The organism is Nocardia sp. NPDC049707 (assembly GCF_040674855.1).
In the GTDB taxonomy this organism is placed as follows: domain Bacteria; phylum Actinomycetota; class Actinomycetes; order Mycobacteriales; family Mycobacteriaceae; genus Nocardia.
Window position 1 is genome coordinate 62,103 of the sequence record NZ_JBFANN010000006.1, and the last position, 23,479, is coordinate 85,581.

General features: G+C 64.9%; 21 protein-coding genes and 2 pseudogenes. 14 read left to right on the forward strand and 9 right to left on the reverse strand.

The genetic code is table 11. The features are described 5' to 3' along the window. Positions 1-121: 121 nt before the first annotated feature. Together AB0J29_RS08440 and dnaE are read right to left on the reverse strand one after the other, a co-directional pair. Entirely contained in the window at positions 122-634 is a 513-nt protein-coding gene (locus AB0J29_RS08440; RefSeq protein WP_364781370.1) for a DUF4232 domain-containing protein, read from the reverse strand. Between the two features lie 71 nt (positions 635-705). Next, complete coding sequence (gene dnaE, locus AB0J29_RS08445) at positions 706-4,275, reverse strand: DNA polymerase III subunit alpha (protein WP_364781373.1); 3,570 nt, start codon at positions 4,273-4,275, stop codon at positions 706-708. Positions 4,276-4,437: 162 nt separating this feature from the next. On the opposite strand from dnaE, the gene AB0J29_RS08450 reads away from it, so the two are divergent. Further along, positions 4,438-5,388 (forward strand): LysR family transcriptional regulator, encoded by a 951-nt coding sequence (locus AB0J29_RS08450; protein WP_364781376.1) that lies wholly within the window; start codon positions 4,438-4,440, stop codon positions 5,386-5,388. A 137-nt stretch (positions 5,389-5,525) separates the two neighbouring features. Here the strand turns inward: AB0J29_RS08450 and AB0J29_RS08455 are convergent, their stop codons facing one another. From AB0J29_RS08455 to AB0J29_RS08465, 3 genes are all read right to left on the reverse strand, one after another. Further along, positions 5,526-6,644, reverse strand: a complete 1,119-nt coding sequence (locus AB0J29_RS08455; RefSeq protein ID WP_364781379.1) for a serine hydrolase domain-containing protein — start codon at positions 6,642-6,644, stop codon at positions 5,526-5,528. Between the two features lie 94 nt (positions 6,645-6,738). Continuing rightward, entirely contained in the window at positions 6,739-7,584 is an 846-nt protein-coding gene (locus tag AB0J29_RS08460) for a helix-turn-helix domain-containing protein (protein ID WP_364781770.1), read from the reverse strand. 229 nt (positions 7,585-7,813) lie between these two features. Continuing rightward, positions 7,814-8,692: a dioxygenase gene (locus AB0J29_RS08465; RefSeq protein WP_364781381.1), complete on the reverse strand. Its 879-nt coding sequence runs from the start codon at positions 8,690-8,692 to the stop codon at positions 7,814-7,816. 59 nt (positions 8,693-8,751) lie between these two features. On the opposite strand from AB0J29_RS08465, the gene AB0J29_RS08470 reads away from it, so the two are divergent. From AB0J29_RS08470 to AB0J29_RS08480, 3 genes are all read left to right on the forward strand, one after another. Further along, positions 8,752-9,060, forward strand: a complete 309-nt coding sequence (locus AB0J29_RS08470; protein ID WP_364781384.1) for a LysR substrate-binding domain-containing protein — start codon at positions 8,752-8,754, stop codon at positions 9,058-9,060. A 175-nt stretch (positions 9,061-9,235) separates the two neighbouring features. Beyond that, a complete protein-coding gene (locus tag AB0J29_RS08475) occupies positions 9,236-10,384 on the forward strand; it encodes an oxalate decarboxylase family bicupin (protein ID WP_364781387.1) in 1,149 nt (382 codons plus the stop codon). A gap of 165 nt (positions 10,385-10,549) precedes the next feature. Further along, on the forward strand, positions 10,550-11,155 hold the full coding sequence (locus AB0J29_RS08480) for an NAD(P)-binding domain-containing protein (RefSeq protein WP_364781389.1): 606 nt from the start codon (positions 10,550-10,552) through the stop codon (positions 11,153-11,155). 468 nt (positions 11,156-11,623) lie between these two features. Here AB0J29_RS08480 and AB0J29_RS08485 read toward each other — a convergent pair whose 3' ends face one another. The 3 genes from AB0J29_RS08485 to AB0J29_RS08495 form a co-directional block, all read right to left on the reverse strand. Then, complete coding sequence (locus AB0J29_RS08485; RefSeq protein WP_364781391.1) at positions 11,624-12,538, reverse strand: nucleoside phosphorylase; 915 nt, start codon at positions 12,536-12,538, stop codon at positions 11,624-11,626. Between the two features lie 157 nt (positions 12,539-12,695). Further along, positions 12,696-13,598 carry a hypothetical protein gene (locus AB0J29_RS08490; protein WP_364781393.1) on the reverse strand — a complete coding sequence of 301 codons (903 nt, stop codon included), beginning with the start codon at positions 13,596-13,598 and terminating at the stop codon, positions 12,696-12,698. A 93-nt stretch (positions 13,599-13,691) separates the two neighbouring features. Next, positions 13,692-14,138, reverse strand: coding sequence for a MarR family transcriptional regulator (locus tag AB0J29_RS08495; protein ID WP_364781396.1), 447 nt, complete (start codon positions 14,136-14,138; stop codon positions 13,692-13,694). Positions 14,139-14,229: 91 nt separating this feature from the next. Here AB0J29_RS08495 and AB0J29_RS08500 point away from each other — a divergent pair, with 91 nt between their 5' ends. From AB0J29_RS08500 to AB0J29_RS08515, 4 genes are all read left to right on the forward strand, one after another. Then, positions 14,230-14,589, forward strand: a complete 360-nt coding sequence (locus tag AB0J29_RS08500) for an SDR family NAD(P)-dependent oxidoreductase (protein ID WP_364781399.1) — start codon at positions 14,230-14,232, stop codon at positions 14,587-14,589. A 108-nt stretch (positions 14,590-14,697) separates the two neighbouring features. Continuing rightward, positions 14,698-15,147, forward strand: a complete 450-nt coding sequence (locus tag AB0J29_RS08505) for an SgcJ/EcaC family oxidoreductase (protein WP_364781402.1) — start codon at positions 14,698-14,700, stop codon at positions 15,145-15,147. A 19-nt stretch (positions 15,148-15,166) separates the two neighbouring features. Further along, positions 15,167-15,796, forward strand: coding sequence for an NAD(P)H-binding protein (locus tag AB0J29_RS08510; protein ID WP_364781773.1), 630 nt, complete (start codon positions 15,167-15,169; stop codon positions 15,794-15,796). A gap of 59 nt (positions 15,797-15,855) precedes the next feature. Then, entirely contained in the window at positions 15,856-17,022 is a 1,167-nt protein-coding gene (locus tag AB0J29_RS08515) for a damage-control phosphatase ARMT1 family protein (RefSeq protein WP_364781405.1), read from the forward strand. Positions 17,023-17,302: 280 nt separating this feature from the next. Here the strand turns inward: AB0J29_RS08515 and AB0J29_RS08520 are convergent, their stop codons facing one another. Further along, on the reverse strand, positions 17,303-18,115 hold the full coding sequence (locus AB0J29_RS08520; protein ID WP_364781408.1) for an LLM class F420-dependent oxidoreductase: 813 nt from the start codon (positions 18,113-18,115) through the stop codon (positions 17,303-17,305). A 74-nt stretch (positions 18,116-18,189) separates the two neighbouring features. Here AB0J29_RS08520 and AB0J29_RS08525 point away from each other — a divergent pair, with 74 nt between their 5' ends. The 6 genes and pseudogenes from AB0J29_RS08525 to AB0J29_RS08550 all read left to right on the forward strand — a co-directional run. Beyond that, positions 18,190-18,276: a LysR family transcriptional regulator gene (locus AB0J29_RS08525; protein ID WP_364781776.1), complete on the forward strand. Its 87-nt coding sequence runs from the start codon at positions 18,190-18,192 to the stop codon at positions 18,274-18,276. A gap of 126 nt (positions 18,277-18,402) precedes the next feature. Next, a pseudogene (locus AB0J29_RS08530) lies at positions 18,403-18,618 on the forward strand (LysR substrate-binding domain-containing protein); the annotation flags it as partial. A 27-nt stretch (positions 18,619-18,645) separates the two neighbouring features. Beyond that, entirely contained in the window at positions 18,646-19,365 is a 720-nt protein-coding gene (locus AB0J29_RS08535; protein WP_364781779.1) for a dienelactone hydrolase family protein, read from the forward strand. A 264-nt stretch (positions 19,366-19,629) separates the two neighbouring features. Further along, positions 19,630-21,024 carry an ATP-binding protein gene (locus tag AB0J29_RS08540; RefSeq protein WP_364781411.1) on the forward strand — a complete coding sequence of 465 codons (1,395 nt, stop codon included), beginning with the start codon at positions 19,630-19,632 and terminating at the stop codon, positions 21,022-21,024. Then, entirely contained in the window at positions 21,021-22,973 is a 1,953-nt protein-coding gene (locus AB0J29_RS08545) for a VWA domain-containing protein (RefSeq protein WP_364781414.1), read from the forward strand. Before AB0J29_RS08540 ends, AB0J29_RS08545 begins: the two co-directional genes overlap by 4 nt. A gap of 105 nt (positions 22,974-23,078) precedes the next feature. Then, positions 23,079-23,441 (forward strand): annotated as a pseudogene (locus tag AB0J29_RS08550) (toxin glutamine deamidase domain-containing protein); the annotation flags it as partial. Positions 23,442-23,479 lie beyond the last annotated feature (38 nt).

Consider the following 23,479-nt stretch of genomic DNA (forward strand, 5'->3'; position numbering starts at 1 on the left):
CCAGTTTCATACCTCCGCGTCGGATACCAAGGGGAGCCTGGGAAGGGCTACGTTGTCGATGATTCCGTCGGCCGCGACGGAGTAATGCACCCTTCTTGCCAGCCGAACGGGCCGCACCAATTCACAATGGTGCAAGCGGTCCGATGTAGGTGCCCGGGTGGGTGGCACCGTCCTGGCGGAGCACGCCCACCCCGGCCGGCCATGGTACGTGCAACTGGGTGGTGGTGTCCGGGACCGTCACGACGAGCGTGCCGGGCACCCAGTTGCCGGGCTGGTAGGTGAGGATGCTGGCCACCGCCTGGTTGGGCTGGACCGTCAGAGGTTGTGCGGCGACGGATTGCCGTGGCAGCGAGTAGGTGGGGCCGTAGGTCGGATCATCCGGGCCGGTCAGGTCCACCCCCGGGAAACCTTGGACGGTGCAGGCCGGTCCGTTGTTGGCCAGGATCACGTCGAACTGGTCGGGCCGGTTCGGGTCGTCCACCGCTGGCTTCTGGATACGCAGGTCGAACTGGCCGGCGGCACATGCTGGTAGACCGGCGGAGCTGGTGGCCGCCTGAACGGTCACGGCCGCGACTGCCGCTGTGAAGACGCTCGCCGCGAGGGCCGCCCGGCGGACTACATTATGTATCGTCATATTGCTGTTCCCTCTCGAATCCCATTTTTCCCAAGCACTTCCAGCGCAGGATCCGGGCGATCGACACACCGTCAACATACCTGCGCCGCCCTAACGGCCGCTGTTGTCAGGCAGTTGGCTCCGAACAGGGCCTTGAGATCTCCGAGTAGGGCTGGTGTCTTGCGGATGCGGAATCGTGGGTCGATTGCCCACCGCGACGTTTTCGTACTTCCAGACAGGATGATGTGCACGTCGGTGTCCCCGGGGTGGCGTTGAAGAATCTCCCGCAGGGCTTCGATGTTGGGGCGGGTACACGCCCGCACCGAGATGGTGAGGGTCATCGGATCGGTACCCGGTCCGCCTGCGCCCAGATCCGGTGTGAAGATGTCGACCGCGACGAGTGATGTTCTGCCATCGCGGATATTGACGTTCGCGGTGACGAGGAGAACGGAGTCGTTGGTGAGGGCGGAGTGGAAGCTGGTGTAGGCCGAGGAGAAGATGAGGACTTCTGCGGCGGCGTCAAGGTCTGCGATCTCGACGATGGCCCAGGGCTCGCCCTTCTTGTTCACGCGGCGGTCGACAGCCGCGACGAGACCACCGATCACGATCTTCTGGCCGTGACGGATCTTCCCGGCGTGCACTGCCGCGATGGAGGTGTCGGTACGTGATGACAGCGCAGCGGCAATTCCGTCGAGGGGGTGTCCGGACACGTAGAGTCCGAGCATCTCGCGTTCGAGTGCGAGTTTGTGCTTGGAGTCCCACTCCTCGTCGGGCACCTTGACGTTGAAGACGGACGTGATCGACTCGTCGGCGTCGTCGCCACCGAACAGGTCGAACTGCCCCATCTCCTCGGCCTTCTTGGTGCCCATCACCGCGTCGATCGCATCGGCATGCACCAGCAACAGGCCCTTGCGAGGATGTTCGAGCGAATCGAATCCTCCTGCCTTGATGAGGGATTCGGTGACCTTCTTCGAACACGCCAGCGCGTCGATCTTGTTGAGGTAGTCGGAGAAGTCCGTGAAGCTCCCCTTCTCCTCGCGGGCCGCGATGATCGACGACACCACGTTCGTTCCGACGTTGCGCACCGCGCCCAGGCCGAAGCGGATGTCCTTGCCGACCGAGGCGAAGTCGACGCGGGACGCGTTGACGTCGGGCGGCAGCACCCTGATGCCCATCTTCCGGCATTCCGACAGGTACACCGCGGCCTTGTCCTTGTCGTCACCGACCGAGGTGAGCAGACCCGCCATGTACTCGGCCGGGTAGTTGGCCTTGAGATATGCGGTCCAGTACATGACGAGGCTGTATCCGGCTGCGTGCGATTTGTTGTATGCGTAGCCGGCGAACGGCAGCACTGCCTCCCACAGTGCGGTGATCGCTTCGTCGCTGTAGCCGTTGGTGCGCATCCCGTTGCGGAAGTTCTCGAACTCCGCTGCGAGAACCTCGGGCTTCTTCTTGCCCATCGCGCGGCGAAGCAGATCAGCTTGTCCGAGGGTGTAGCCGGCCACCTTCTGGGCGATCTGCATGATCTGTTCCTGATAGACGATCAGCGCGTAGGTTTCGGCGAGGATGTCGTGGAGGGGTTCGTCGAGGTCCGGGTGGATGGGAGTGACGGCCTCGCGTTCGTTCTTGCGGTCCGCATATGACCAGTGCGCGCCGACGCCCATCGGGCCGGGGCGGTAGAGCGCGTTCGATGCGATGAGGTCGTTGAATTCCGTGGGTGCCATGCGCAGGAGAAGCTCGCGCATGCCTGCCGAATCGAGTTGGAAGACACCGAGGTTGTCGCCGCGAGCGAGCATCGCGTAGGTGGCGGGATCGTCGATGGGCAGCGTGTCGAGGTCGAGGTCGATGCCGCGGTTGGCCTTGATGTTTTCGATCGCGTCGCCGATGACGGTGAGGTTGCGCAGGCCAAGGAAGTCCATCTTGAGCAGACCGATGGCCTCACACGACGGGTAGTCCCAGCCGGTGATGATCGCGCCATCCTGCGCGCGCTTCCACACCGGGATGGCGTCGGTGAGCGGTTCGCGGGACATGATGACCGCGCACGCGTGGACGCCGGCGTTGCGGATCAGGCCCTCGAGGCCCTTCGCGGTCTGGTAGATCTTCGAGACGTCCGGGTTGGACTCGATGAGCGCACGGACCTCGGCGGCCTCCTGGTAGCGCTCGTGCTCGGGGTCGGTGATGCCGGACACCGAGATGTCCTTCGCCATAATCGGCGGCGGCAGCGCTTTGGTGATCTGGTCGGCGATCGCGAAACCAGGCTGGCCGAACTGGACTCGCGCGGAGTCCTTGATGGCGGCCTTGGTCTTGATGGTGCCGAACGTGATCACCTGCGCGACCTTGTCGCTGCCCCACTTCTCGGTGGCGTAGCGGACCATCTCACCACGGCGGCGATCGTCGAAGTCGATATCGATATCGGGCATCGACACGCGCTCGGGGTTGAGGAACCGCTCGAACAACAGGCCGTGCGGGATGGGATCGATGTTGGTGATGCCCATCGCGTACGCGACGAGTGAACCGGCCGCCGAGCCTCGCCCCGGACCGACGCGGATGCCGACCTCGCGGGCGTGGTTGATCAGATCGCCGACCACGAGGAAGTAGGCGGGAAACCCCATCTGGTTGATGACGCCGATCTCGTACTCGGCGCGTTCGACGTACTCCCGCGGTGGTCCGGCCGGGAAGCGGCGGCCGAGGCCGCGCATGACCTCCTTGTGCAGCCAGCTCGCCTGCGTCTCGCCCTCGGGCACCGGGAAAATCGGCATCCGGTCGCGGTGCTGCCACACGTCTTCGTACGGCTGTACCCGCTCGCCGATGAACATGGTGTTGTCGCACGCATCGGGGACCTCCGAGTCCCAGATGGCCCGCATCTCGTCGGCCGATTTGAGGTAGTAGCCATCGCCGTCGAATTTGAACCGAGTGGGATCCGAGAGGGTCTTGCCCGTCTGGATGCACAGCAGCGCCTCGTGATTCTCGGCCGCGTCCTTGGTCACGTAATGACAGTCGTTGGTCGCGAGTGGCGGGATACCCAGCTTGTTGCCGATCTCGAGCAAACCCTCGCGGACCCGGCGTTCTATCGACAGCCCGTGGTCCATCAGCTCGAGGAAGAAGTTGTCCTTGCCCCAGATCTCCCGCCACTTCGCGGCGGCCTCGAGCGCCGCACGGTCGTGACCGAGGCGCAGCCGGGTCTGGATCTCCCCCGACGGACAGCCGGTAGTCGCGATGATGCCCTCGGCGTATGCGGCGATCAGTTCCTCGTCCATGCGCGGCCACTTGCCGAGCTGGCCCTCGATCGACGCGAGCGACGACAGCTTGAACAGATTCCGCAGCCCCGTCGAGTTCTCGGCGACCATCGTCATGTGCGTGTAGGCACCACTGCCGGAGACATCGTCGGACTTCTGGCTCGGATCGCCCCACAACACTCGTTTGGTGTTGAACCGCGATTCGGGTGCAACGTACGCCTCGATGCCGATGATCGGCTTGATGCCGTGCTTCTTGGAGACGTTGTAGAACTCGCTGGCGCCGTACATGTTGCCGTGGTCGGTCATGCCGACCGCGGTCATCCCGAGCCGCTCGGCTTCCTTGAACAGCGGGCCGACCTTTGCCGCACCGTCGAGCATCGAGTACTCGGTGTGATTGTGCAGATGCACGAAGGACGAACGACTCATGACCACCAACCACCCACTCAGGCTCTATCGACGTCGCTTGGTTGTTGGACGCACACCAGCGTCCGGCAAAGCTGGCAGGTATATGACCAGCTAGAGTGCCGGTCTGTCGAACAAGCGACACAAGCAGGCCAACAACCAATGGATGTGGAAGCAGGTGTAAGGGTGGATCTCGATCTGTCCGCGGTACGCGCGATGATCGCCGTCAGCGACGAAGGCCAGTTCGGTCTGGCCGCGTCGGCGCTGGGCATCAGCCAGCAGGCGGTATCCAAGCGAATCGCAAAACTGGAGGGTCAACTGGGCGCCCAACTGTTCGAGCGCCGGATCGGCAACGTCGAGTTGACCGCCCACGGCGCCCGCTTGCTGCCGCACGCACGCTCGGTCCTCGCCTCGGCCGACGCAGCCATCGCCGCGGTGCGCGATCCGCAAGTACTTCGCGTCGCGGTGCACGGCGCCCAAATCGCCGACGCGAACCTGATGCGGTTCTACCTAGAGAAGCACCCGGACGCCGAGATCGAGCTCATCATGATGGGCCCGTCTACGACATCACGGAACGCCGTGATCGACTGTCGGGTGGACGTCGCCTTTGCCCGCGCACACTGGCACACCCGCCCACTACCGGCGCATGTCACCGCGACGCCCGCCTACCTCGACGCCCTGCATCTGCTCGTCGGCACAGACCATCCACTCGCCGACCGCGACCACGTCGAACTCGACGACCTCGACGGACTCACCGCGTGGGTACCCGGGGCCGGATTCGACTCCGAGGTGGGTGACTTCTACGGTCGGCTCAGCGAAAGCTGCGGTATCACAATCAATACCGAGCGACACCCCGGCGGTATCGGGTTCGCGAACATTATCGACCGCATCGCGGAATCGACGACGCTGGTCACCTTCGGCGGTGCAGGAACCACGACGCCGTGGCATCCGAACATCCGCCGAATCCCCATCGTCAACCCCACGCCCGCTTACCCCATGGCACTACTGTGGCGGGAGACGGTCACTACCCATCCACAGCTCACCTCCTTGATCGACTTCGTCACCGGCAACTACAACGGCAACGCAGTCAGCGCCATGTGGATACCAGAGCCAGATCGTTCATTGTTCGCGCGATGATCGCCGAGCACTTCGCAGGTGCGTCCGCCGGCCGGCATCTACTGCGGTCCTGTCAGGATCCGAATGCTCGCAACTGAACTGCCCGCGACAACCACTGCGGCCGCGCTGTACTAGCCGGATTCAGGGCGTTATGCGTATCAAGCACACAGCGCCAGTTGGGTGAGGGCCCGAAGTGCGTCGTCGATGGGGTGGGGCTGCGGCTTACCCGAGGAGTCGAGTGTGTTCCATCGCTGCAGGTTCACCGCGATGGACATTTGTCGTTTGCCGTCAGCACTGGTCATGGAAATCGCTCCGCCGCCCCAGACGGAGCCGTCATGGCCCCAGCAGGTGCCGTGACCGGGCACCTCCATCCTGTGCAGGCCGAGACCGTAGTCGAGGATCTTTCCCTCGAAGGAGATGACCGGAACGGTGCGTTGCATCTGCGCCAGCGACGATCGACTGATGACTTCGCCGGCCAGCAGCAGGCCGAAGAAACGGTTCAGGTCCGCGACGGTCGATATCAGTGAAGCCGCCGGTCCCACCCAGGACATGTCATAGACGCTGTAGTCGCGCGGCGGGTCGATCATGCCGAACCACGCCTCGTAGTGCAGTGCGTGCGGTCCGTTGATATGCGGTCCGGCCGGGAGTTCGGTATCCCGCAGCGCGGTGCGTTCAATGACGTTGCGGGTGATGTATTTCTCCGCCGAGGTACCGGTTACCGACTCCAAGAGTTGGCACAGGAGCAGGTAATTGGTGTTCGAGTACACCCCCGGTGTACCACCCGGGGTTCCGGCGGCAGGCGCCGAGACCCCCATCTCGATCAGCTCGGTCGGGTGAAACTGGGTGAACCGGTTGTCGTCCAGGCTCGCCGGTGTCGTATTCGCCAAGGCGGGGAAGGCCGCGAGGGAGGGGTAGGCATGCGGGAGGTATTCGGCTAAGCCGCTGGTGTGGTTGATCAACATCCGGACCGTGATCGCCGCACCGCGTTCGCCGGGAACCAGCCGTGGCAGGTAGTGGCCGATCGGTGTGTCGAGCCCGATCTCGCCGTTGTCGACCTGCTGCAGCACGGCGGCGGCGGTGAACGTCTTGGTGATGCTGCCGACGCGATGTCGCATATCGGCCGTGACAGGACGGCCGGTGGCGACATCGGCGACTCCGGCGGCGCCGCGCCAGATCTGGTCGTCGGCGCGCACCTCGGCAAGAACTCCGGGCATGCCCGCGCGATGGACGGTCTCCAGGGCGGTTTGTAGCTCCGCGGGATCGAGGGTGTTGGTCACGACACGTGTCCTCTCGGTATCGATGGGATGACAGCTCGAGTCGCGATCAGCGCACCGACCGCACCCGAGGTGAACACCACTATCGACCGACAGGTCACGCGCGGTATTGGAAGAATTTTCCCCAGGCCCGATACCGGTGCCGAGCGATGGCAGGCAGATAGTGCCCCATCAGCGCCCCCGGCGTGCGGTTAGCGAAGATCGACACGTCCCGGCACAGATGAGCCTGATCGGTGTACCCGCAGGCCGCCGCGACGTCAGCGGCGGGCCGACCCGCCAGCAGCCCGTCGACCGCGTGCCGGAATCGGACCAGCATCGCCGCCCGCTTGGGTGTCAAACCGATCTGGGACTCGAACCGCGCCCACAGCTGTTTGCGGCTCCATCCGAAGGATTCGGCGAGCTCGCCGATCTTCACCTGACCCCGGGAGGTGAGTATGCGATTCCAACCGGCGAGCACCTCCGGGTCCGGAGTCCGCATCGGCCTGTTACGCTGTGCCAGAAGCGATTTCGTCAGCGCGAAACGTTCGTCCCAGGTCCGGGCCGCCGCGAGTTGCTCACGTAGTCGCCGAGCCCGCCATCCCCACAGGTCCTCCAGGGCGACGACACCCCGGCCCAGATCGGTTGGGGGAATACCCAACAGCGAATACGCCTGTATCGGCAACAAGCGAACTTCGACGCACTCGGCTCGCTCGCTACGGATGCGCATGGCCTCGATGGGAAGCCCCACGACGAAGCCGTTGAGTGTCTGCCGCCCGACAGCATCATCGACGATCAGTTCGCGATCCCCGAACCCGATCACCACGGTGATCGCCGGTGTCCCAGCAACCCGCAGGTCCAACCCGGCGCCACCCACATCGCGGTAGCCGATAATCGCAGCACCTGGTGGCGCGGCGTCGGCCGCTGCGAAATCCCACTCCACATCAGGCTCGCCGCCGAAGTCCATAGCTCCCACCGCGTCCACGCTACGCAAAGGTGAGAACCCGGCGGCAAGGACAAGTCTGTGGGCAGGGTCGTGCTGTCCAGGTGTGCGTCGACCATTCGCGTCCAACCGTCGAACACCCGCGGTGCACCTGCCAGCAGCCGGAACACATTCAATTGCCCTCGGCGGGAGAGGAATTCGCGTGCGTCCGGACCGACGTTGTCGAGCGCGGTCAGCGGGATCCGCGACATCGTCACTGGTCCTTTCCGGTGAGGGTGAATGTCCACTCGACGGTCTGGAACGGTTCGGTCATCGTGGTTCCGTCCGGAGTGGTCTCGCCCGCCTCGTGCTGAACGAACTCGACGACCAATGAACGCTTGGCGCCGAACACCGCATCGGTTTCCAGATACGGGTCGCCGGCGCGGAACAGCATGGTGATCAACGGGTCGTAACCGTCTGCGTGGAACCAGAAGTGGATGTGCTCCGGGCGCATCGGTGAGCGGCCCGCGGCGCGCAGAATTTCTCCGCACGGCCCATCGGTGGGCACCGGGTAGTAGCGCGGAGCGATCGAGCGGTACCAGAAGCGACCATGCTCATCGGTGGTCAGCAGCGCACGCATGGCGAGCTTGTTGTGCAGTTTCTGCGCCTGCTGGACGTCGTAAAAACCGTCGCCGTCACTGTGCCAGGTGTCCACGTGCGCACCCGCCACCGGATTGCCCGTGGTGTCGACAACGGTCCCGTGGAAGAACAGCGGCAGGCCCGCTACGCCGCCGGAAATATCGGAACCGTTCGCCGCGGTCGGTCGGCCCTCCACATAGAAGGGACCGAGCAGCGTGGAATCGGTGACCGAGGTCTCGTTGTGATGATTGATCTGGTCGACCAGCACGCTCAACCCGAGGATGTCCGACAGCAAAACGAACTCTTGACGGGTCGGGGTGCTGAAATGCCCCACACGCTCCAGGAAATCCATCGCGGTGAACCATTCGTCGCCGGTCAGCCGCATCTCGCGGGTGAAGTCGTGCAGGTGTTGGACCAAACCCACGAAAATCTCCCGGGTTCGCTCGTCGCTCATGCCCGCAAATGTGTTCTGCACCGCCTTGGTGATAGTGGACTCGGTCGAATCGAGAGTCATTGCTCCGCACCTCCTGTCCGGGTTTTCGTTGTCCTGCGATTCGGCTGTCGCAACCGCGCGTGACCGCCCCCTACGAGGTCACCGACTACGCCACCGCCGCCGGCCTGGTACACCACGGCCTCGGAATCACCCTCATGCCGGCCACTCCCGCCGCTGCTTACCCCGATCTCGTCCCCGTCCCGCTGCACCCGGTCATCACCTGGACCCTCAGCCTCACCACCCGCACCGACCTCCAGCTCACCCCGGCAGCCGCCGCCCTCGCCGACACACCTCTTACCGAGTACCTGCAACGAAGGGTCGCAAACGGCCGGAAAGGGTCAAGTGGCGATTCGGTGGGAGATGCAATTTCGGGCAAACGAACGCGATAGGCTCAGCGTGCCCGCTGCGCTGTTTCTGAGCATCGGTTTCTACTGCGATCGGCCGGTCATGGGCACTCTGGTCAACGCCCATCGACTCTGCGGTTCGAAGGCTGCGCGGGCACTGCGCTCGGCCCTTGGTTGCCATTCACACTGCTGTACCACGACGGCGAAGGGATGGACTCGTATGATCACAGACCGCTCTCACGACGGAATTCCGCAGCCGCAGCGCGGCGGCAGGGGCGGCATCGACACCGGTCCACGGAACATCGAACTCGACCGGCAGAACCCCGATCTGATCACCCCGCCGGAGACCGACAGCGGAACACTGCCGAACATGAAGTTCTCCTTCTCCATGGCACACACCCGCATCGAGGAGGGCGGCTGGACACGGGAGGTCACCCAGCGCGAACTGCCGATCGCGACCACCCTGGCCGGCGTCGACATGAAGCTGAACCCAGGCGCCTACCGCGAAATGCACTGGCACAAACAGTCCGAATGGGGCTACGTACTGCAGGGCAGCTGCCGCATCGGCGCGGTGGACCACGAGGGTCGCAACTTTCTCGAAGACGTGGAACAAGGTGATCTGTGGTTCTTCCCCAAGGGAGTCCCGCACCACATCCAGGCCCTGGCCGAGGGGGTGGAATTCCTACTCGTCTTCGACGACGGTGGGTTCTCCGAGAACTCTACGTTCATGATCAGCGACTTCTTCGCGCACACCCCGAAGGACGTGCTGGCCAAGAACTTCGGCTGGCGAGCCGACCAACTGGACGACCTGCCGGAGAAAGAAAAGTACATTTTTCAAGGCCAGATCCCACGCCCGTTGGCAGCGGACCGGGTGTTCAGCCCGACCGGCGACGTGCCACGCACGTTCAAACACAAGTTGCTCACCCAACGACCCCTGGAGTTTCCCGGCGGTCGCGTCCGTATCGCCGACCGCTCCAACTTCGCCGCGACCACCATCGCCGCCGCGTTGGTCGAGATCGAACCCGGCGGCGTACGCGAGCTGCACTGGCACCCCACCGACGACGAATGGCAGTACTACATCTCCGGCTTCGGGCGCATGGGCGTGTTCGCCGGCTCCGGACTGAACCGGACATTCGACTTCCAAGCCGGCGACGTCGGCTACGTCCCCTTCGCCTGCGGCCATTACATCGAGAACCTCGGAAACAAGCCACTGAAATTCCTGGAAATGTTCCGCAACCCGCTTTTCGAGGACATCTCGGCCACCCAGTGGATGGCCAACACACCCGCACAGGTCAGCGCTGACACCTTGAACCTCCCACAATCCATGATCGAGGCACTGCCGAAGGACAAACGCCCCGTCGTCGCATAACCCGACCGGAACGCGGCCGATGGCCGATAGCAGGTGCGAGCCGTCGCTCACCGTCCGCCGATTCGTGCCGACAGTGGGATGGTCACCTGCCCAACCCTGCCTGGTGCTACCACCTGCTCGATAGGCGAAACCCGTTAACAGTCAAGATGATTCGGAGGCAGAACCATGCGATTCGGAACCATCGGCGCAGGCGTGATCGGGCAAGCTCTCGCCCATCATGTCGTCAACGCCGGCTATCCCATCACTTTGTCCAATAGTCGGGGACCACACACTCTCGCCGGGGTCGTCGCCGACCTCGGCCCATTGGCCTCCGCCGGCACGGCAGCGCAGGCCGCAGAAGCTGACATCGTCTTTCTCGCCACGCAGTGGAGAGCGGCAACCGCGGTCCTGGACGCACTGCCGCACTGGAACGGTCGCGTCCTGGTCGATACGACCAATACCCTTGATGTCGTCGACGACAAGGTGATTCGCGTCGATATCGGCGACCGGACGAGTAGCGAAATCGTTGCCGAGCACGCCCCCGGGGCCAGGGTGGTCAAGGCATTCAACACGCTCTACGCCAGTTACATCGCTCCGGATCCGCGCCATGAGGCCGGTCGGCAGGTCATCTTCTACGCCGGTGACGACGCCGATGCCAAGACGACCTTCAGTGCAATCCTCGATGAATTCGGCTTTGCACCAGTCGACATCGGGGCACTGCGCGAGGGCGGCCGACTCATGCAAGTCGACGGAGGCCCGTTGTCCGGGCTACACGTCCTCGAACAGAACTGAGCCGACGCTCGTGCACGTCCAGCTCGCAACGCTGTGGCTTCGGAAAGTGCGGGTCGGTGTCGCGGGATTTGTTGGCTCCCAGTGGGATCGCGGGGTCGAGTACGGCGCGGAGGGCGAAATCGTAATTGATGCTGTAACTTGCCACCAGATGTTCGACGCGGCGTGGATCCGGCTCGTGGCCTTGGTATTCGAGGGCCGCTCAGTGGTAGCCGAGGGGCTGCGTACGAAATGCATCGCCCAGTTCTCCGAGGCCGACTTCACCGACGATCTCACGCGTATCGACGTACCCGCCCTTATCGCCCACTGTGACGAAGACACGATCGCGCCCATAGCCGCATCCGCACTGGAATCCGCCACACTGATCAAGAACGCGACCCCGCGCACGTATCCCGGAGCGTCGCAGGGGATCTGCGGCTCTGATGCCCGCTGCGGATCGCTCGCGTGCGAACTGCCGTGCGGTGTCAGCGCTCAGCACCGAGTTGCTGGATTTGTCCTGCACGGTGTGCCGGTAACCTGCGCTCCTGCGCGGAATGCTCCGGCGGGGAGCAGCGCTGTCGCCGCGGCGTGGGCCACCGCGAGTGCGGCATGGACCCCGTTGTCGGCGCCCTTGTCGAAGTCGTCGCCGGCGGTGGCCATCGTATTGGTGATGTGCGCGATGCACACCACATCGCGCTGCTGGGCGGTGGCGTAGGCGTAGAGGGCGGCGGCCTCCATCTCGACGCATGCGATGCCTTCGCGCTCGGCGGCCCGGATCGCGGACGCGGTCTCCCGGTACGGCGCATCGGTGGTCCAGGCCGACCCGGTGCGCACAGGCTCGTCCAGGCTGTCGAATGCCCGGTCGAGGCGGCGAAGCAGGTGGCCGGGCAAGATGCTCCAGCGACCGGGAGGCAGATAGTGTGCGCTGGTGCCCTCGTCGCGCCAGGCGCTTTCGATGAGTACGAAATAGGGCGGCTCGTCCATCCGGGTGATCTGGCCGGCCGAGGTGATGCTGAGGGTCAGCCGGACACCAGAGGCGGCGAGCTGCTCGGCGACCAGGACGGCGAACGGCGCTCCGACGGCCATGCCGACGATGCCGATCTCGATGCCCGGCCCCGCGGCGCTCGCGCCGGGCAGGTAGGTCGTCCACATCTCGGTGTGGTAGCAGGCCCAGCCCGGGTGGCGTTGCCCCCGGCCGGTGCGCGCCAGGTAACGGACGATGTCGCCGTCGGGGTCGAGGAGGCACACCGGCGGGACGGAGATGTCGGCAATACCGCGTTGCCGCCGTGCTTCCCGGAGCAGGTTCTCGGGGCGGAACACAGATTCCGCCGCATAGTCCTTGCCCGTTGTCAGCGGGTACGTCGGGTCCTGTGAGGTGGCCGGCGAGTGGCTGTCCGACTCGCGCATGCGATACCTCACCATCCTCGCGCCATCGCGGCCGGACTGGTCAGGCGCACGGGAAGACAGCTGCGGCGAGCATCCTCGCCCGCTGCTCGGTGAACCGGCTTCTCGGCGGACTCGGCCGCCGCCCCGACAACCGGTTCCATCCGTGCGTCCAGATCCATCATGATCCTTTCTTCAGTCCGGCCGGACGCCGCCACGTCGCCGCGACGACGACCACGGCGCATACGAAAACGGCTGCGCTGGTGTTGGTTCCGCCGAGCCAACTGGCTGTCCGGCCCGATTGCACGTAGAGTGTCGCCGCAGCCGCCGCGGCGAGTACGAGGGCCACCAATGCTGGTGGGCGGCCCCCCGATAGCGCGGCCATGAGCATCGCCGCCCCGGTCACCAGCAGCGCGAGCGCGCCGATGAGGTTGTAGTTGCCGAGCGAGAACTGCAGTGGCTCATAGCCGACAAACGCGCCCAGCGGCGCCCGCACCGGATGGTGCAGCCCGCCCAGCAGCGCCACCACCGAGACAACCACCAGCGCCACGCCCCATCCGCGCAGCAAGCGCGTGGCGCCGCGGTCCGCACGTACTGCGTCCACGGCGGCGAACCGTCCCGCCGGGGTGAACAGCAGCACCGCGTGTATCGCGATCAGCATGACGTAGGACCAGGGCCATTCGCCGGGCGCCTCGGCGACCGACAAGGCGATGGCCAGCGACTGGCCGATGCCCAGCAGCGCAGCGAACCGCACCGCCGTACCGGTCAGCAGCAACACCGCCAGCGCCGTCTCGACCACCAGCGTCAGCCAGCCGAACGCGGTGAACCACCGCAGCACGACATGCTCGACCAACCAACTGAACGGCGGCAACACCGGATGCTCGACCGCCTGCCGAGTGAAGTGGTACAGCGCAGTGTTGCCGTTGCGCCCGAAATCGGGCGGCAGCTTCCACACCACGTTGTACAGCCAGATCAGCCCGGCCAGGATTCGCAGGCACCCCACCGCGATCTCCGTCGCCCGCGCGGACACCGGATCGGTGCTGAGCAAAATCCCGGCCCAACGTGGCCGACGGCGCGTGTCCATGGCTCACAGTCTCGGCTGCCGACCCGAGTATGTCCCGCAGGCTGGGCCCATGGTCACCGTTTCGTCATGACTTTCGAGCGGCACCCGTAATTCCTACTCCATTTCGCTGACAGCCTGCTGGAATGCGGTGGCGGCACGGTCGAAGTAGTCGAACAGCATGGCGCGCTGTTCGGAGGAGTACCCGGAGATGATCTCGCCGATCTTGCCGCGAGCTGGCGCCAGCATCCGATCGAGCTCGGCGGGCTGGCCGATCGGTTCAACCACTACTTTGCGCCGGTCGCTCGCGTCCGGCACGCGACGGACATATCCCCCCTGCTCCAACCGGTCGATGAGGCGCGTCGTCGGACCCGTGGTAAGACCGGTGCGGGCAGATAGTTCCCCCGGAGTCATTGCACCGTCGAGGTCCAAGATATTGAGCGCGTACAGGTCGGTGGCGCCCAGGCCACACGCTCGCGCACCGGCCTGGGCATGCAGCAGCGCCGCGCTCAGATAGCGGCGATAGATCGCACTCGCTTCGGTGGATCGATCTTCCGTTGACATCGGCAGCCCCTTTCCATAATCTCTTCCTCTACAAAGATACTTCTTTGAAGATGAAGAATCTTAAACAAAGATAACACATGAGGAGTTTGCCGTGGTCAGCGACATCGGATACCGAACCGCAGAACGGCCGCCACAGGCTCTGATGACCGGCGCCAGCACCGGGATCGGCCGGGCATTCGCGATATCTCTCGCCGCGGCAGGCTACTCGGTCACCGCCGTAGCTCGCCGCCAGGACGCACTGGATGACCTACTCGCCGAACTCGGCAACGGGCACGATCGCCTCGCCGCCGACCTGGCCGATCCCGTCGGACTCGCAGTGGTCGACCGTGCCCGAAAGGCATTGTCCGACAAGGCCGGACCCGTTGTGCTGACCAGCCGGGCCAACAGGCTGACCACAGGCGCACTACGCCCGCTCCCCCGACGCGCGAGCCTGGCACTGCTCGCAGACTGAGATCCAGCCAGGGTTGACACCATCACACCACACCCGTAATCTCTTCTTCAGAGAAGATATTTCGTCAATGCAGCTACTTCTTCAACGCAGAAACCAGAGGGAACCGTCATGAACACCACCGCGCACACCGACATCGATGCCATCCGCGCCCTCATCGCCCGCAGCCAGGATGCCTGGAACCGCGGCGACGGCACCGCCTACGGCGCCTGCTTCACCGCCGACGCCACCGACGTCACCTATCCCGGCACCATCTACTGGGGCAGCGCGGAGATCGGCAACGCCCACCAGGTGCTGTTCGACAGCTTCCTGAAGGGCACCAAGCTGTGGACCGAGATCCTCGATATCCGCCGCTACGGAACCGATACCGCCGTCATCGTCTGCGCCGGCGAGTCGTCGAAGAAACAGCCGAAGAAGCTGGGCAAGCGCGCCACCTACACCGTGGTCCGCGACGCCGACGCCGAATGGAAGATCGCCGCGGTCCAGAAGACCCAGCGCAAACCGCTTCTGGAGGCCATCACCTTCAAATTCCAGCCCGCCAGCCGTCCGGCCCAGCGCTGACCTGGCCGCCATCACCGTCATCGGCGCCACCGGGCGCACCGGACGCCTCGTCGTCGAGCAGGCCCTTGCCCGCGGGCATCGCGTCACCGCGATCACCCGCCAGCCGTGGGCCGCCCCGCCGAATCAACCCGAATTGCGCACTGCCACAGTCGATCTCACCGATTCCGCCAAACTCACTGGACTGCTGAACGATCAGGATGCGGTCATCTCCGCGCTCGGCTCCGCCGGGCGCGGCCCGACCACCGTCTACTCCGCCGGCACCGCCGCAATCGCCGCCGCCCTGCCATCCCGCGCCCGGCTACTGGTGATTTCCTCGGCCGGGTTGCAGACACCAGCCGACGCCGGTCCGATCATCAGGGCCTTGGGCCGCCTGTTGTACCGGATCATGCACAGCACCTACGACGACATGCACCGCATGGAACGACAACTCGCCCGCAGTGACCTGACCTGGACTGCCGTCCGGCCCACCCAGCTCACCGACGCACCGGGCACCGACCGGCCCCGAATCTCCCTCGGCGCCACCGAACGCGTCGGAAACCGCACCACCCGAACCGACCTCGCCCGCTACCTCCTCGACGCCATCGACGATCCGCACACCCACCACACTGCGGTGGCGATCTCGTCGTCATGCACGTGCCGACAGCCGTGATCACCGCCCGCCGCGCGATGACCGCTGTGCCCGTGAACGGATAGGACAGGATATCGCTCATGACCGTCGCGCCGCCGATCCTCACCGGCACCCCCGGCTCGTTTGCCCACGGCGTTTTCCACCACCGCCACCCCAAACTCATCGAGCAGGTCCTCGCTGCCCATCCGTACGGATCGAACGAGCAAGCCGCACTTCATCAACTGCTCGACGAAAGCACCCACGGTGTCATCGACCACCTTCCAGAATCGGCGGCCGACTGGGAACAATGGTCCGATTGGGGCCGCGGAATATGGGGACGGACCTGGGCCGACACGCCATTCCTCTGGGCCGAGAGCTTCTTCTACAAACGGCTCCTCGAAGCCGTCGGCTACTTCCGGGCCGGTGTGTGGCACGGGATCGACCCATTCGAACCGACCAAGACCGCTGAACTCAGTAGCACAACAGTCAGCGACGAACTCGCCGCGCTCGACGACCTGCCACGCCTCGACGAGGAAAACAGACGTAACTCGCTGCTCCTATCAGCGCTGTGGGGCAACCAAGCAGACCTCGGATTCCGACTCACCACCGAGACACGACACCGATCATCGAAACTCCTCGTCGACGACAGCGCAGCGCTGTGGACCCTCATGGACAACGCCGCTGCCGCGACCGTGTGCGTCATCGCCGACAACGCGGGCCGCGAACTGCTGCCGGACCTTGTCCTTGTCGACTACCTGCTCACCAACCAACTCGCCGAACACGTCGTCCTGTACGTGAAACCCCATCCATACTACGTTTCCGACGCCACAATGACCGACGTTCTGGCAGCACTTCGCAGGCTCCGCGCCGCATCCGAAGTCCAGGCACACACGATCGGCCTGCGGCTGTGGCAGGCATTGTCCAAGGATCGCCTGATCGTGCGCACGCACAAATTCTTTTGCGCCCCACTGCCATTCCACGCGATGCCAGACGATCTGAGAGCGGAACTGGCAACCGCGACGATCACAATCCTCAAAGGCGACCTGAACTACAGACGCCTCGTCGGCGATCGAAAATGGGCCCCGACCACATCATTTCGCGATCTGGTCGACTACTTCCCCTCCCCCGCCGCTGTATTACGAGCCCTCAAATCCGACGTAATCGTCGGACTGGCATCCGAAGACGTCGAAGCCCTGGACGGCACCGACATCGGATGGCGCACCAACGGCGAACACGCAGTCATCCAACTGGATCAACGCCTTCAGTAGGAAGCGGAAGATCGACAATGTTCGTAGCCGACCCCGAACCGGCGAGCACGCAGTTTCAATTCAGTAACCTTCCTTTTCTCGCCGCACTGAAGTGCAGTCGTTGATTTCGTTGATCTGCCGCCCATCACAGCCAGTAGCAGCAATTGCCATCGCAGAGGTTCGCAGGATGAAAAGCGAATTCCGTAGTGTCACAGCCGCGGTCGTGGTGTTCGTGATGCGCAGCGGCACTCTTCGGAGACCGTCATCTCCTCCAGAACCGTTGTAGCGCAGGGGCGAAGCATCACCCGTTATGTTTGTCGCGCCAGGTTATCCATTTCCGCAGGGGTTCGAGGTCGTAGTTCGGTCCGCCGATGGTCCACGTGAACAGCGTGAACCCGAGCTCACGGAGTTCATCGGGCGTGGCCATGGTGTCCGACCGCTCGGCCGGGACCGCAGGAGACGGCACAATCTGGCTGGAGTGTTCGATCTCCTTCGGGTCGCGCCCAATCGCGCGGCAATGCCCCTCCAGCACATCGATCTTGCGGCGCAAGGTATCCGAATCGCCGAACGCATGCCAGATATCGGCATGCTCCGCGACGATCCGCAGCGTCTTCTTTTCGCCGCCGCCACCGACCAGCACGGGAATCTTGCGGGTGGGCGGCGGGTTGAGCCGGGCCAACCGGTTCTCGATGCGCGGCATCGCAGCTGCAAGGTGGTCGAGGCGCTGGCCCGCGGTGCCGAACGTGTACCCATACTCGTCGAAGTCCTTCTGCCACCAGCCCGAACCGACCCCGAGGATGAGGCGGCCGCCGCTGATGTGATCGACGGTACGCGCCATATCGGCCAGCAGATCCGGGTTGCGATAGGCGTTGCAGGTGACGAGGGCACCGATCTCCACTCGGCTGGTGGATTCGGCCCAGGCCCCCAACACCGTCCAGCATTCGAAGACCTTGCCGTTGGGGTCGCCGTCGAGCGGGAAGAAGTGATCGTAGTTGAAAACAATGTCCACGCCGATGTTTTCGGCTTCCGCAGCGGCACGACGGATCACGTCGTACTCGGCATGCTGTAGCTGCAGGTGTACGGCAATTCTTATCGGCCGATCGGTTGACGTCATGATCAAGGTCCTTTCACGCGAATTCTTCAATGATCAATTCATCTGACGTATCGTTCTGTTGATGCATCGGCGAATTGCGCTGGTTTGTGGTGTTGACCGAAACCGGACATATGACAGACGTCGCAGCAGAACTCGATATCAGTCAACCCACGCTGTCGTGAGCATTAGCGCGTCTCGAACACCAAGGCGGCGCGCCGCTGTTCGATCGGGTCCACCGTCGAATACACCTCAACGCCTACGGGCGCATCATGGTGGAACACGCACACCGCAGTCTTGCAGAAGTGTGATTGGCCAGTGAGCAAATCACCGCCCTACGCGATCCCGACAGCGGCACCGTGCGACTAGCGTTCGTGCGTTCAGTTGCCAGCTGGCTGGTTCCGGACCTGCCACGCCGATTCCGCAGCGAAGCACCTCGGGTGCAGTTCGATCTGCGCGAGGCCGCAGGCCATCAAGTCTTCGAGCTTCTCACGACAGGGGAAGTTGACCTTGCGACTGCAGATGTCCCACCCCCACCACGAAGCGAGGATGCTATGACAGACATCACCCTCGAGACACCCCATGGAGACATCGACGCCGTGCTCGAGATCCCGACAGGAGACGGACCCAGGCCGGGCGTCGTCGTTCTCCACGACGGATTCGGACTGCGCGAACCTCACCGCGAGATCGCACGTCAGATGGCGGAGCACGGATACCTCGCCATCATCCCGAACCTCTTCGCCCGCGGCGGAGTGCTCCGCTGCATGCTAGGGGTCTTCAGAGACCTCATGGCATACGAAGGCCAAGCCTTCGAGGACATCGAGGCGGCACGGAAGTTACTGTCCGATCGACCTGACTGCACCGGAGCGATCGGCATCGCCGGATTCTGCATCGGCGGCGGGTTCGCACTCGTGGCCTCCACGAAGGGCTTCGGCGCATCGTCGCCCTTCTATCCACCACCCCTGCACAGCAGGTACGCCGAAATCGTCGACGGCGCCTGCCCCATCGTCGCCAGCTTCGGCCAACACGACCCGATGAACCGAGGCAGCGGCCCACTCCTCGAGAAAGTGCTGACTGAAAAGGGCATCCCCCACGACGTGAAGACCTACCCCGACACCGGGCACAGCTTCGCCGACCGAGCACCCCTCCAAACGCTCGCCCGCATCACGGGATTCGGTCAAAACGAAGCAGCCAGCACGGACGCATGGCGCAGGGTCTACGCCTTCTTCGACCAGCACCTGCAAACCACCACACCGCGAACCGCGGACTCTTGACGGCCGGCGAACCGCAGAGTCTGGCTCTGAGCCGTCCGACCGCACCCTGTGATCGGGGGTCACGCCACCCCTGCGTGGCTTTGACTACGCCGGTGCTGACCGGTACCGCACAGGTGGCAGCTAGCGCGCCGTCGGCCCGAACGTGGAGTCGTGTGCCTCCGGCCGACAGCCCGACGGCGGCTCGCTCGAGCCGCAATGCCGTCGCCTCCGAACGAGCGCGGCGGACCGTCGACCACATCGCCGAAGCGACGTAGCGTCGATGGGGTGATTGTTCCTGAGCACCTGCCGACCACCGTCGGCGAGTTACGCGCGGGCGGCCATCTGCCGCGCAGCGTGAAATCCGAGATTCGCGAGAACCTGTTGTCCCGGTTGGGTTCCGGCGACGATCCGTGGCCGGGCATCGTCGGCTTCGATCGGACCGTCCTGCCACAGCTGGAACGCGCGCTGCTGGCCGGCCACGATGTCGTGCTGCTCGGTGAGCGCGGCCAGGGCAAGACCCGGCTGCTGCGCACCATGATCGGCCTGCTCGACGAGTGGACACCCGTCATCGCAGGTAGCGAATTGGGCGAGCACCCACTCGCACCGATCAGCCCTGCAGGTCGCCGACTTGCCGAGGAAATGGGCGAAGATCTGCCGGTCACCTGGCGGCACCGCGCCGAGCGCTATGCGGAGAAACTGGCTACGCCGGACACCTCCGTCGGTGACCTGATCGGCGATGTCGATCCGGTCAAGGTGGCCGAGGGCCGCCGCCTCGGCGATCCGGAGACCATCCACTTCGGACTCGTACCGCGCGCTCACCGCGGCATCGTCGCCATCAACGAACTGCCCGACCTCGCCGAACGCATCCAGGTCGCGCTGCTGAATGTGATGGAGGAGCGCGATATCCAGGTCCGCGGTTACACCCTCCGCCTACCTCTCGACGTGCTGCTCGTCGCCACCGCCAATCCCGAGGACTACACCAACCGCGGCCGGATCATCACCCCGCTGAAGGACCGTTTCGGCGCGGAGATCCGCACCCACTACCCGCTCAGCGTGGCGGCCGAGGTCGCGCTTGTCCGACAGGAGGCGGAATTGGTGGCCGAGGTCGGCGACCCGCTGATCGAGGTGCTCGCCCGGTTCGTCCGGCACCTGCGCGACTCCTCGGCGATCGACCAGCGGTCAGGTGTGTCCGCACGATTCGCGGTCGCCGCCGCCGAGACGGTGGCGGCTGCCGCATTGCGCAGATCGGCGCTCACCGGCGAACGGCCCGCGGTCGCGCGTCCCGTCGACTTGGAATCCGTCCCCGCAGTATTGCGCGGCAAGCTGGAATTCGAGTCCGGAGAGGAAGGACGTGAGCAGGAGCATCTCACGCACCTGATGCGGCGTTCGTTCGCCGAGGCCGGGAGTGCGCTGCTCGGTGGACTGAACCTACGGCCGTTGGCGGAGGCGGTCGGTAACGGCCACCTGGTCACCACCGGCGAACGGGTGCCGGGCAAGGATGTCCTTTCCGCGTTGCCGGAACTGCCCGTCCTGCACGAGGTCGCACGTCGGCTCGGCGTCGGCGCCGATGAACCGCCGGCCCGGATCGCGTCGGCGGTCGAATTCGCACTGGAGGCCCTCTACCTGGCTCGCCAGATAGCCAAGGACTCCGACGACGGCGTTGCGGTTTATGGCTCATGACCGCCCCCGACCGCTACAACTACGGGCCCTACCACGACGGGCCCGATCCACTAGCGCCTCCGCTCGATCTGCGTGCGGCATTGGACCAGATCGGTCGCGACGTGATGGAGGGCAGCTCACCGCGCACCGCGCTGGAGGAGCTGCTGCGCCGCGGTATGCGCGAAATGCGGGGGCTCGATGAGCTCACCCGGCAGGTGTGGCAGCGCCGCACGGAGATCACTCGACGACACCGACTCGACGGCACCCTGCAACAGGTCCGCGAACTACTCGAGCAGGCCCTCGAAGCCGAGCGTCGCGAACTGTTTCCGAATCCCTCCGACGACGCCCGGTTCGCCGAAGCGCAACTGGACGCATTGCCACCGAGCACCGCGGCCGCCGTCAACGAACTGGCCGAATACCAGTGGCGGTCCGAAATCGGCAGGGAGAACTACCAGAAGATCCGCGACCTGCTCGGTCAGGAACTGCTCGAATCCCGGTTCCAGGGGATGAAACAGGCCTTGGCGAACACAACTCCCGAGGATGTCGAACGCGTCGGACGAATGCTGTCCGATCTGAACGACCTGCTCGCGGCGCATGCGCGGGGCGAGAACACCGAACAGCGGTTCGCCGAATTCATGGCCGAGCACGGCGAATTCTTCCCGGAGAATCCGCGCGATACCGATGAGCTGATCGACGCGCTCGCCGCCAGGTCCGCGGCCGCACAACGCATGCTGAATTCCATGTCCGCCGAGCAGCAAGCCGAACTGGCCGAGCTGATCGGACAGGCGTTCGGCGATCCGCGCATTGCCCAGCAAGTCGCCGCCCTCGACGCCGCCCTGCGGGCGCTGCGGCCGGGCGAGGACTGGGACTCCACGCAGCGGTTTCGCGGCAACGACCCGTTGGGCCTCGGTGCGGGCACCCAGGCCCTGCAGGATCTCGCCGAACTGGACGCGCTCGCCGAGCAGCTCAGCCAGTCCTTTCCGGGAGCCAGCCTCGAGGATATCGATCTGGATGCCCTGTCCCGCCAACTCGGCGACGACGCGCGCGTGGACACCGCTCGACTGGCCGAATTGGAACGCGAACTGCGTAGACAGGGCGTATTCGAACGGGCGCCGGACGGCTCGCTTCGGTTGACGCCCAAGGCTTTACGGCGACTCGGCGAGACCGCACTGCGCGCGGTCATCGGACAGTTGCGGTCTCGGCGCGGCGAGCGGGATACTCGGTTGGCCGGTGCCGCGGGCGAGCCGACGGGCGCCACCCGGGCCTGGCAGTTCGGCGATACCGAACCGTGGGACGTACCGAGGACCGTACGCAATGCGGTGCTGCGGTCGATGTCGGTGGGCCGTGGCAGCGTCACGCTGGACGTTTCCGATGTCGAGATCATGGAAACCGAGCAGCGCTCGCGCGCCGCCGTCGCGCTCTGCGTCGACACCTCGTGGTCGATGGTGCAAGAGGGTAGGTGGCTGCCGATGAAACGCACTGCGCTCGCGGTACATCAGTTGATCAGCACCCGATTCCGCTCCGATGCACTGAGCCTGATTACCTTCGGTCGGCATGCCACCACCGTCGATATCGGCGAACTGACTGCGCTGGAAGGTGTTTGGGAGCAGGGCACCAATCTGCACCACGCACTGCTGTTGGCCGCACGCCATTTGCGCAGACATCCGGACGCGGTGCCCGTCGTGCTCGTTGTCACCGATGGCGAGCCGACCGCGCACTTGGAGCCGGACGGTGCGGCGTACTTCCACTGGCCGACCGCACCGCGTACCCTGGCCGTGACCATGGCCCAGGTCGACGCTCTGGCGAAACTGGGCGCATCGGTCACCGTCTTCATGCTCGGCGACGACCCCAGTCTGGCCGCATTCGTCGATGTGGTGGCCCGCCGCAGCGGCGGTCGCGTGGTGGCCCCGGATCTGGACGGACTCGGGGCCGCGGTAGTCAGCGACTACCTGCGCGGCAGGCGCGGGTGATCCGCTCGGCGCGCTAGTCGCTCACCATGACCACCTTTCCCGTGGCGTCGTGTCCTCCTGGTATCGCACGGCCGCGGTATTTCGGTGAATGGATAGGTCCGGTCGATGACGGGTCAACGCGATTCAAGACTCGACTTCGGCGGCCACTTGCGCATCCTCCCGTACGGCGCAGATGCGGTATGGACAGCACCAGGGCGGAGGGTCGGGGCGGCCGAACGGATCAGCGAGTGGCTCGGCGGTGACTGGCTTGCGTTCGACCGGCAACTCAACGTCCCCGAACAGTTCGATGCTCTGCATGCACTGGTCGAGCAGCTCGGCCCCGGCTCGGCGGCGGCGGTGGCGATCGGTTGGCACGCGCACACCCCCGACGGGGTGCCGCTATTCCACGCCGACGGCCGCCCGGTTGTCGAAGCTGGCCACTCGATCGCAGTGGTCTACCCGCTCGAGGCCACCGGCCCGGTGTGGTGGGACCCGTTGACAACCGATACTTGGGACCGCCCACCAGC

Excerpts from the sequence above, each read along its gene's own strand:
- AB0J29_RS08475 (WP_364781387.1), top strand. The coding sequence starts at position 9,236 with ATGATCACAGACCGCTCTCACGACGGAATTCCGCAGCCGCAGCGCGGC.
- AB0J29_RS08465 (WP_364781381.1), bottom strand. The coding sequence starts at position 8,692 with ATGACTCTCGATTCGACCGAGTCCACTATCACCAAGGCGGTGCAGAAC.
- AB0J29_RS08505 (WP_364781402.1), top strand. The coding sequence starts at position 14,698 with ATGAACACCACCGCGCACACCGACATCGATGCCATCCGCGCCCTCATC.
- AB0J29_RS08535 (WP_364781779.1), top strand. The coding sequence starts at position 18,646 with ATGACAGACATCACCCTCGAGACACCCCATGGAGACATCGACGCCGTG.
- AB0J29_RS08480 (WP_364781389.1), top strand. The coding sequence starts at position 10,550 with ATGCGATTCGGAACCATCGGCGCAGGCGTGATCGGGCAAGCTCTCGCC.
- AB0J29_RS08495 (WP_364781396.1), bottom strand. The coding sequence starts at position 14,138 with ATGTCAACGGAAGATCGATCCACCGAAGCGAGTGCGATCTATCGCCGC.
- AB0J29_RS08520 (WP_364781408.1), bottom strand. The coding sequence starts at position 18,115 with ATGACGTCAACCGATCGGCCGATAAGAATTGCCGTACACCTGCAGCTA.
- AB0J29_RS08485 (WP_364781391.1), bottom strand. The coding sequence starts at position 12,538 with ATGCGCGAGTCGGACAGCCACTCGCCGGCCACCTCACAGGACCCGACG.
- AB0J29_RS08460 (WP_364781770.1), bottom strand. The coding sequence starts at position 7,584 with ATGGACTTCGGCGGCGAGCCTGATGTGGAGTGGGATTTCGCAGCGGCC.
- AB0J29_RS08515 (WP_364781405.1), top strand. The coding sequence starts at position 15,856 with ATGACCGTCGCGCCGCCGATCCTCACCGGCACCCCCGGCTCGTTTGCC.
- AB0J29_RS08490 (WP_364781393.1), bottom strand. The coding sequence starts at position 13,598 with ATGGACACGCGCCGTCGGCCACGTTGGGCCGGGATTTTGCTCAGCACC.
- AB0J29_RS08440 (WP_364781370.1), bottom strand. The coding sequence starts at position 634 with ATGACGATACATAATGTAGTCCGCCGGGCGGCCCTCGCGGCGAGCGTC.
- dnaE (WP_364781373.1), bottom strand. The coding sequence starts at position 4,275 with ATGAGTCGTTCGTCCTTCGTGCATCTGCACAATCACACCGAGTACTCG.
- AB0J29_RS08545 (WP_364781414.1), top strand. The coding sequence starts at position 21,021 with ATGACCGCCCCCGACCGCTACAACTACGGGCCCTACCACGACGGGCCC.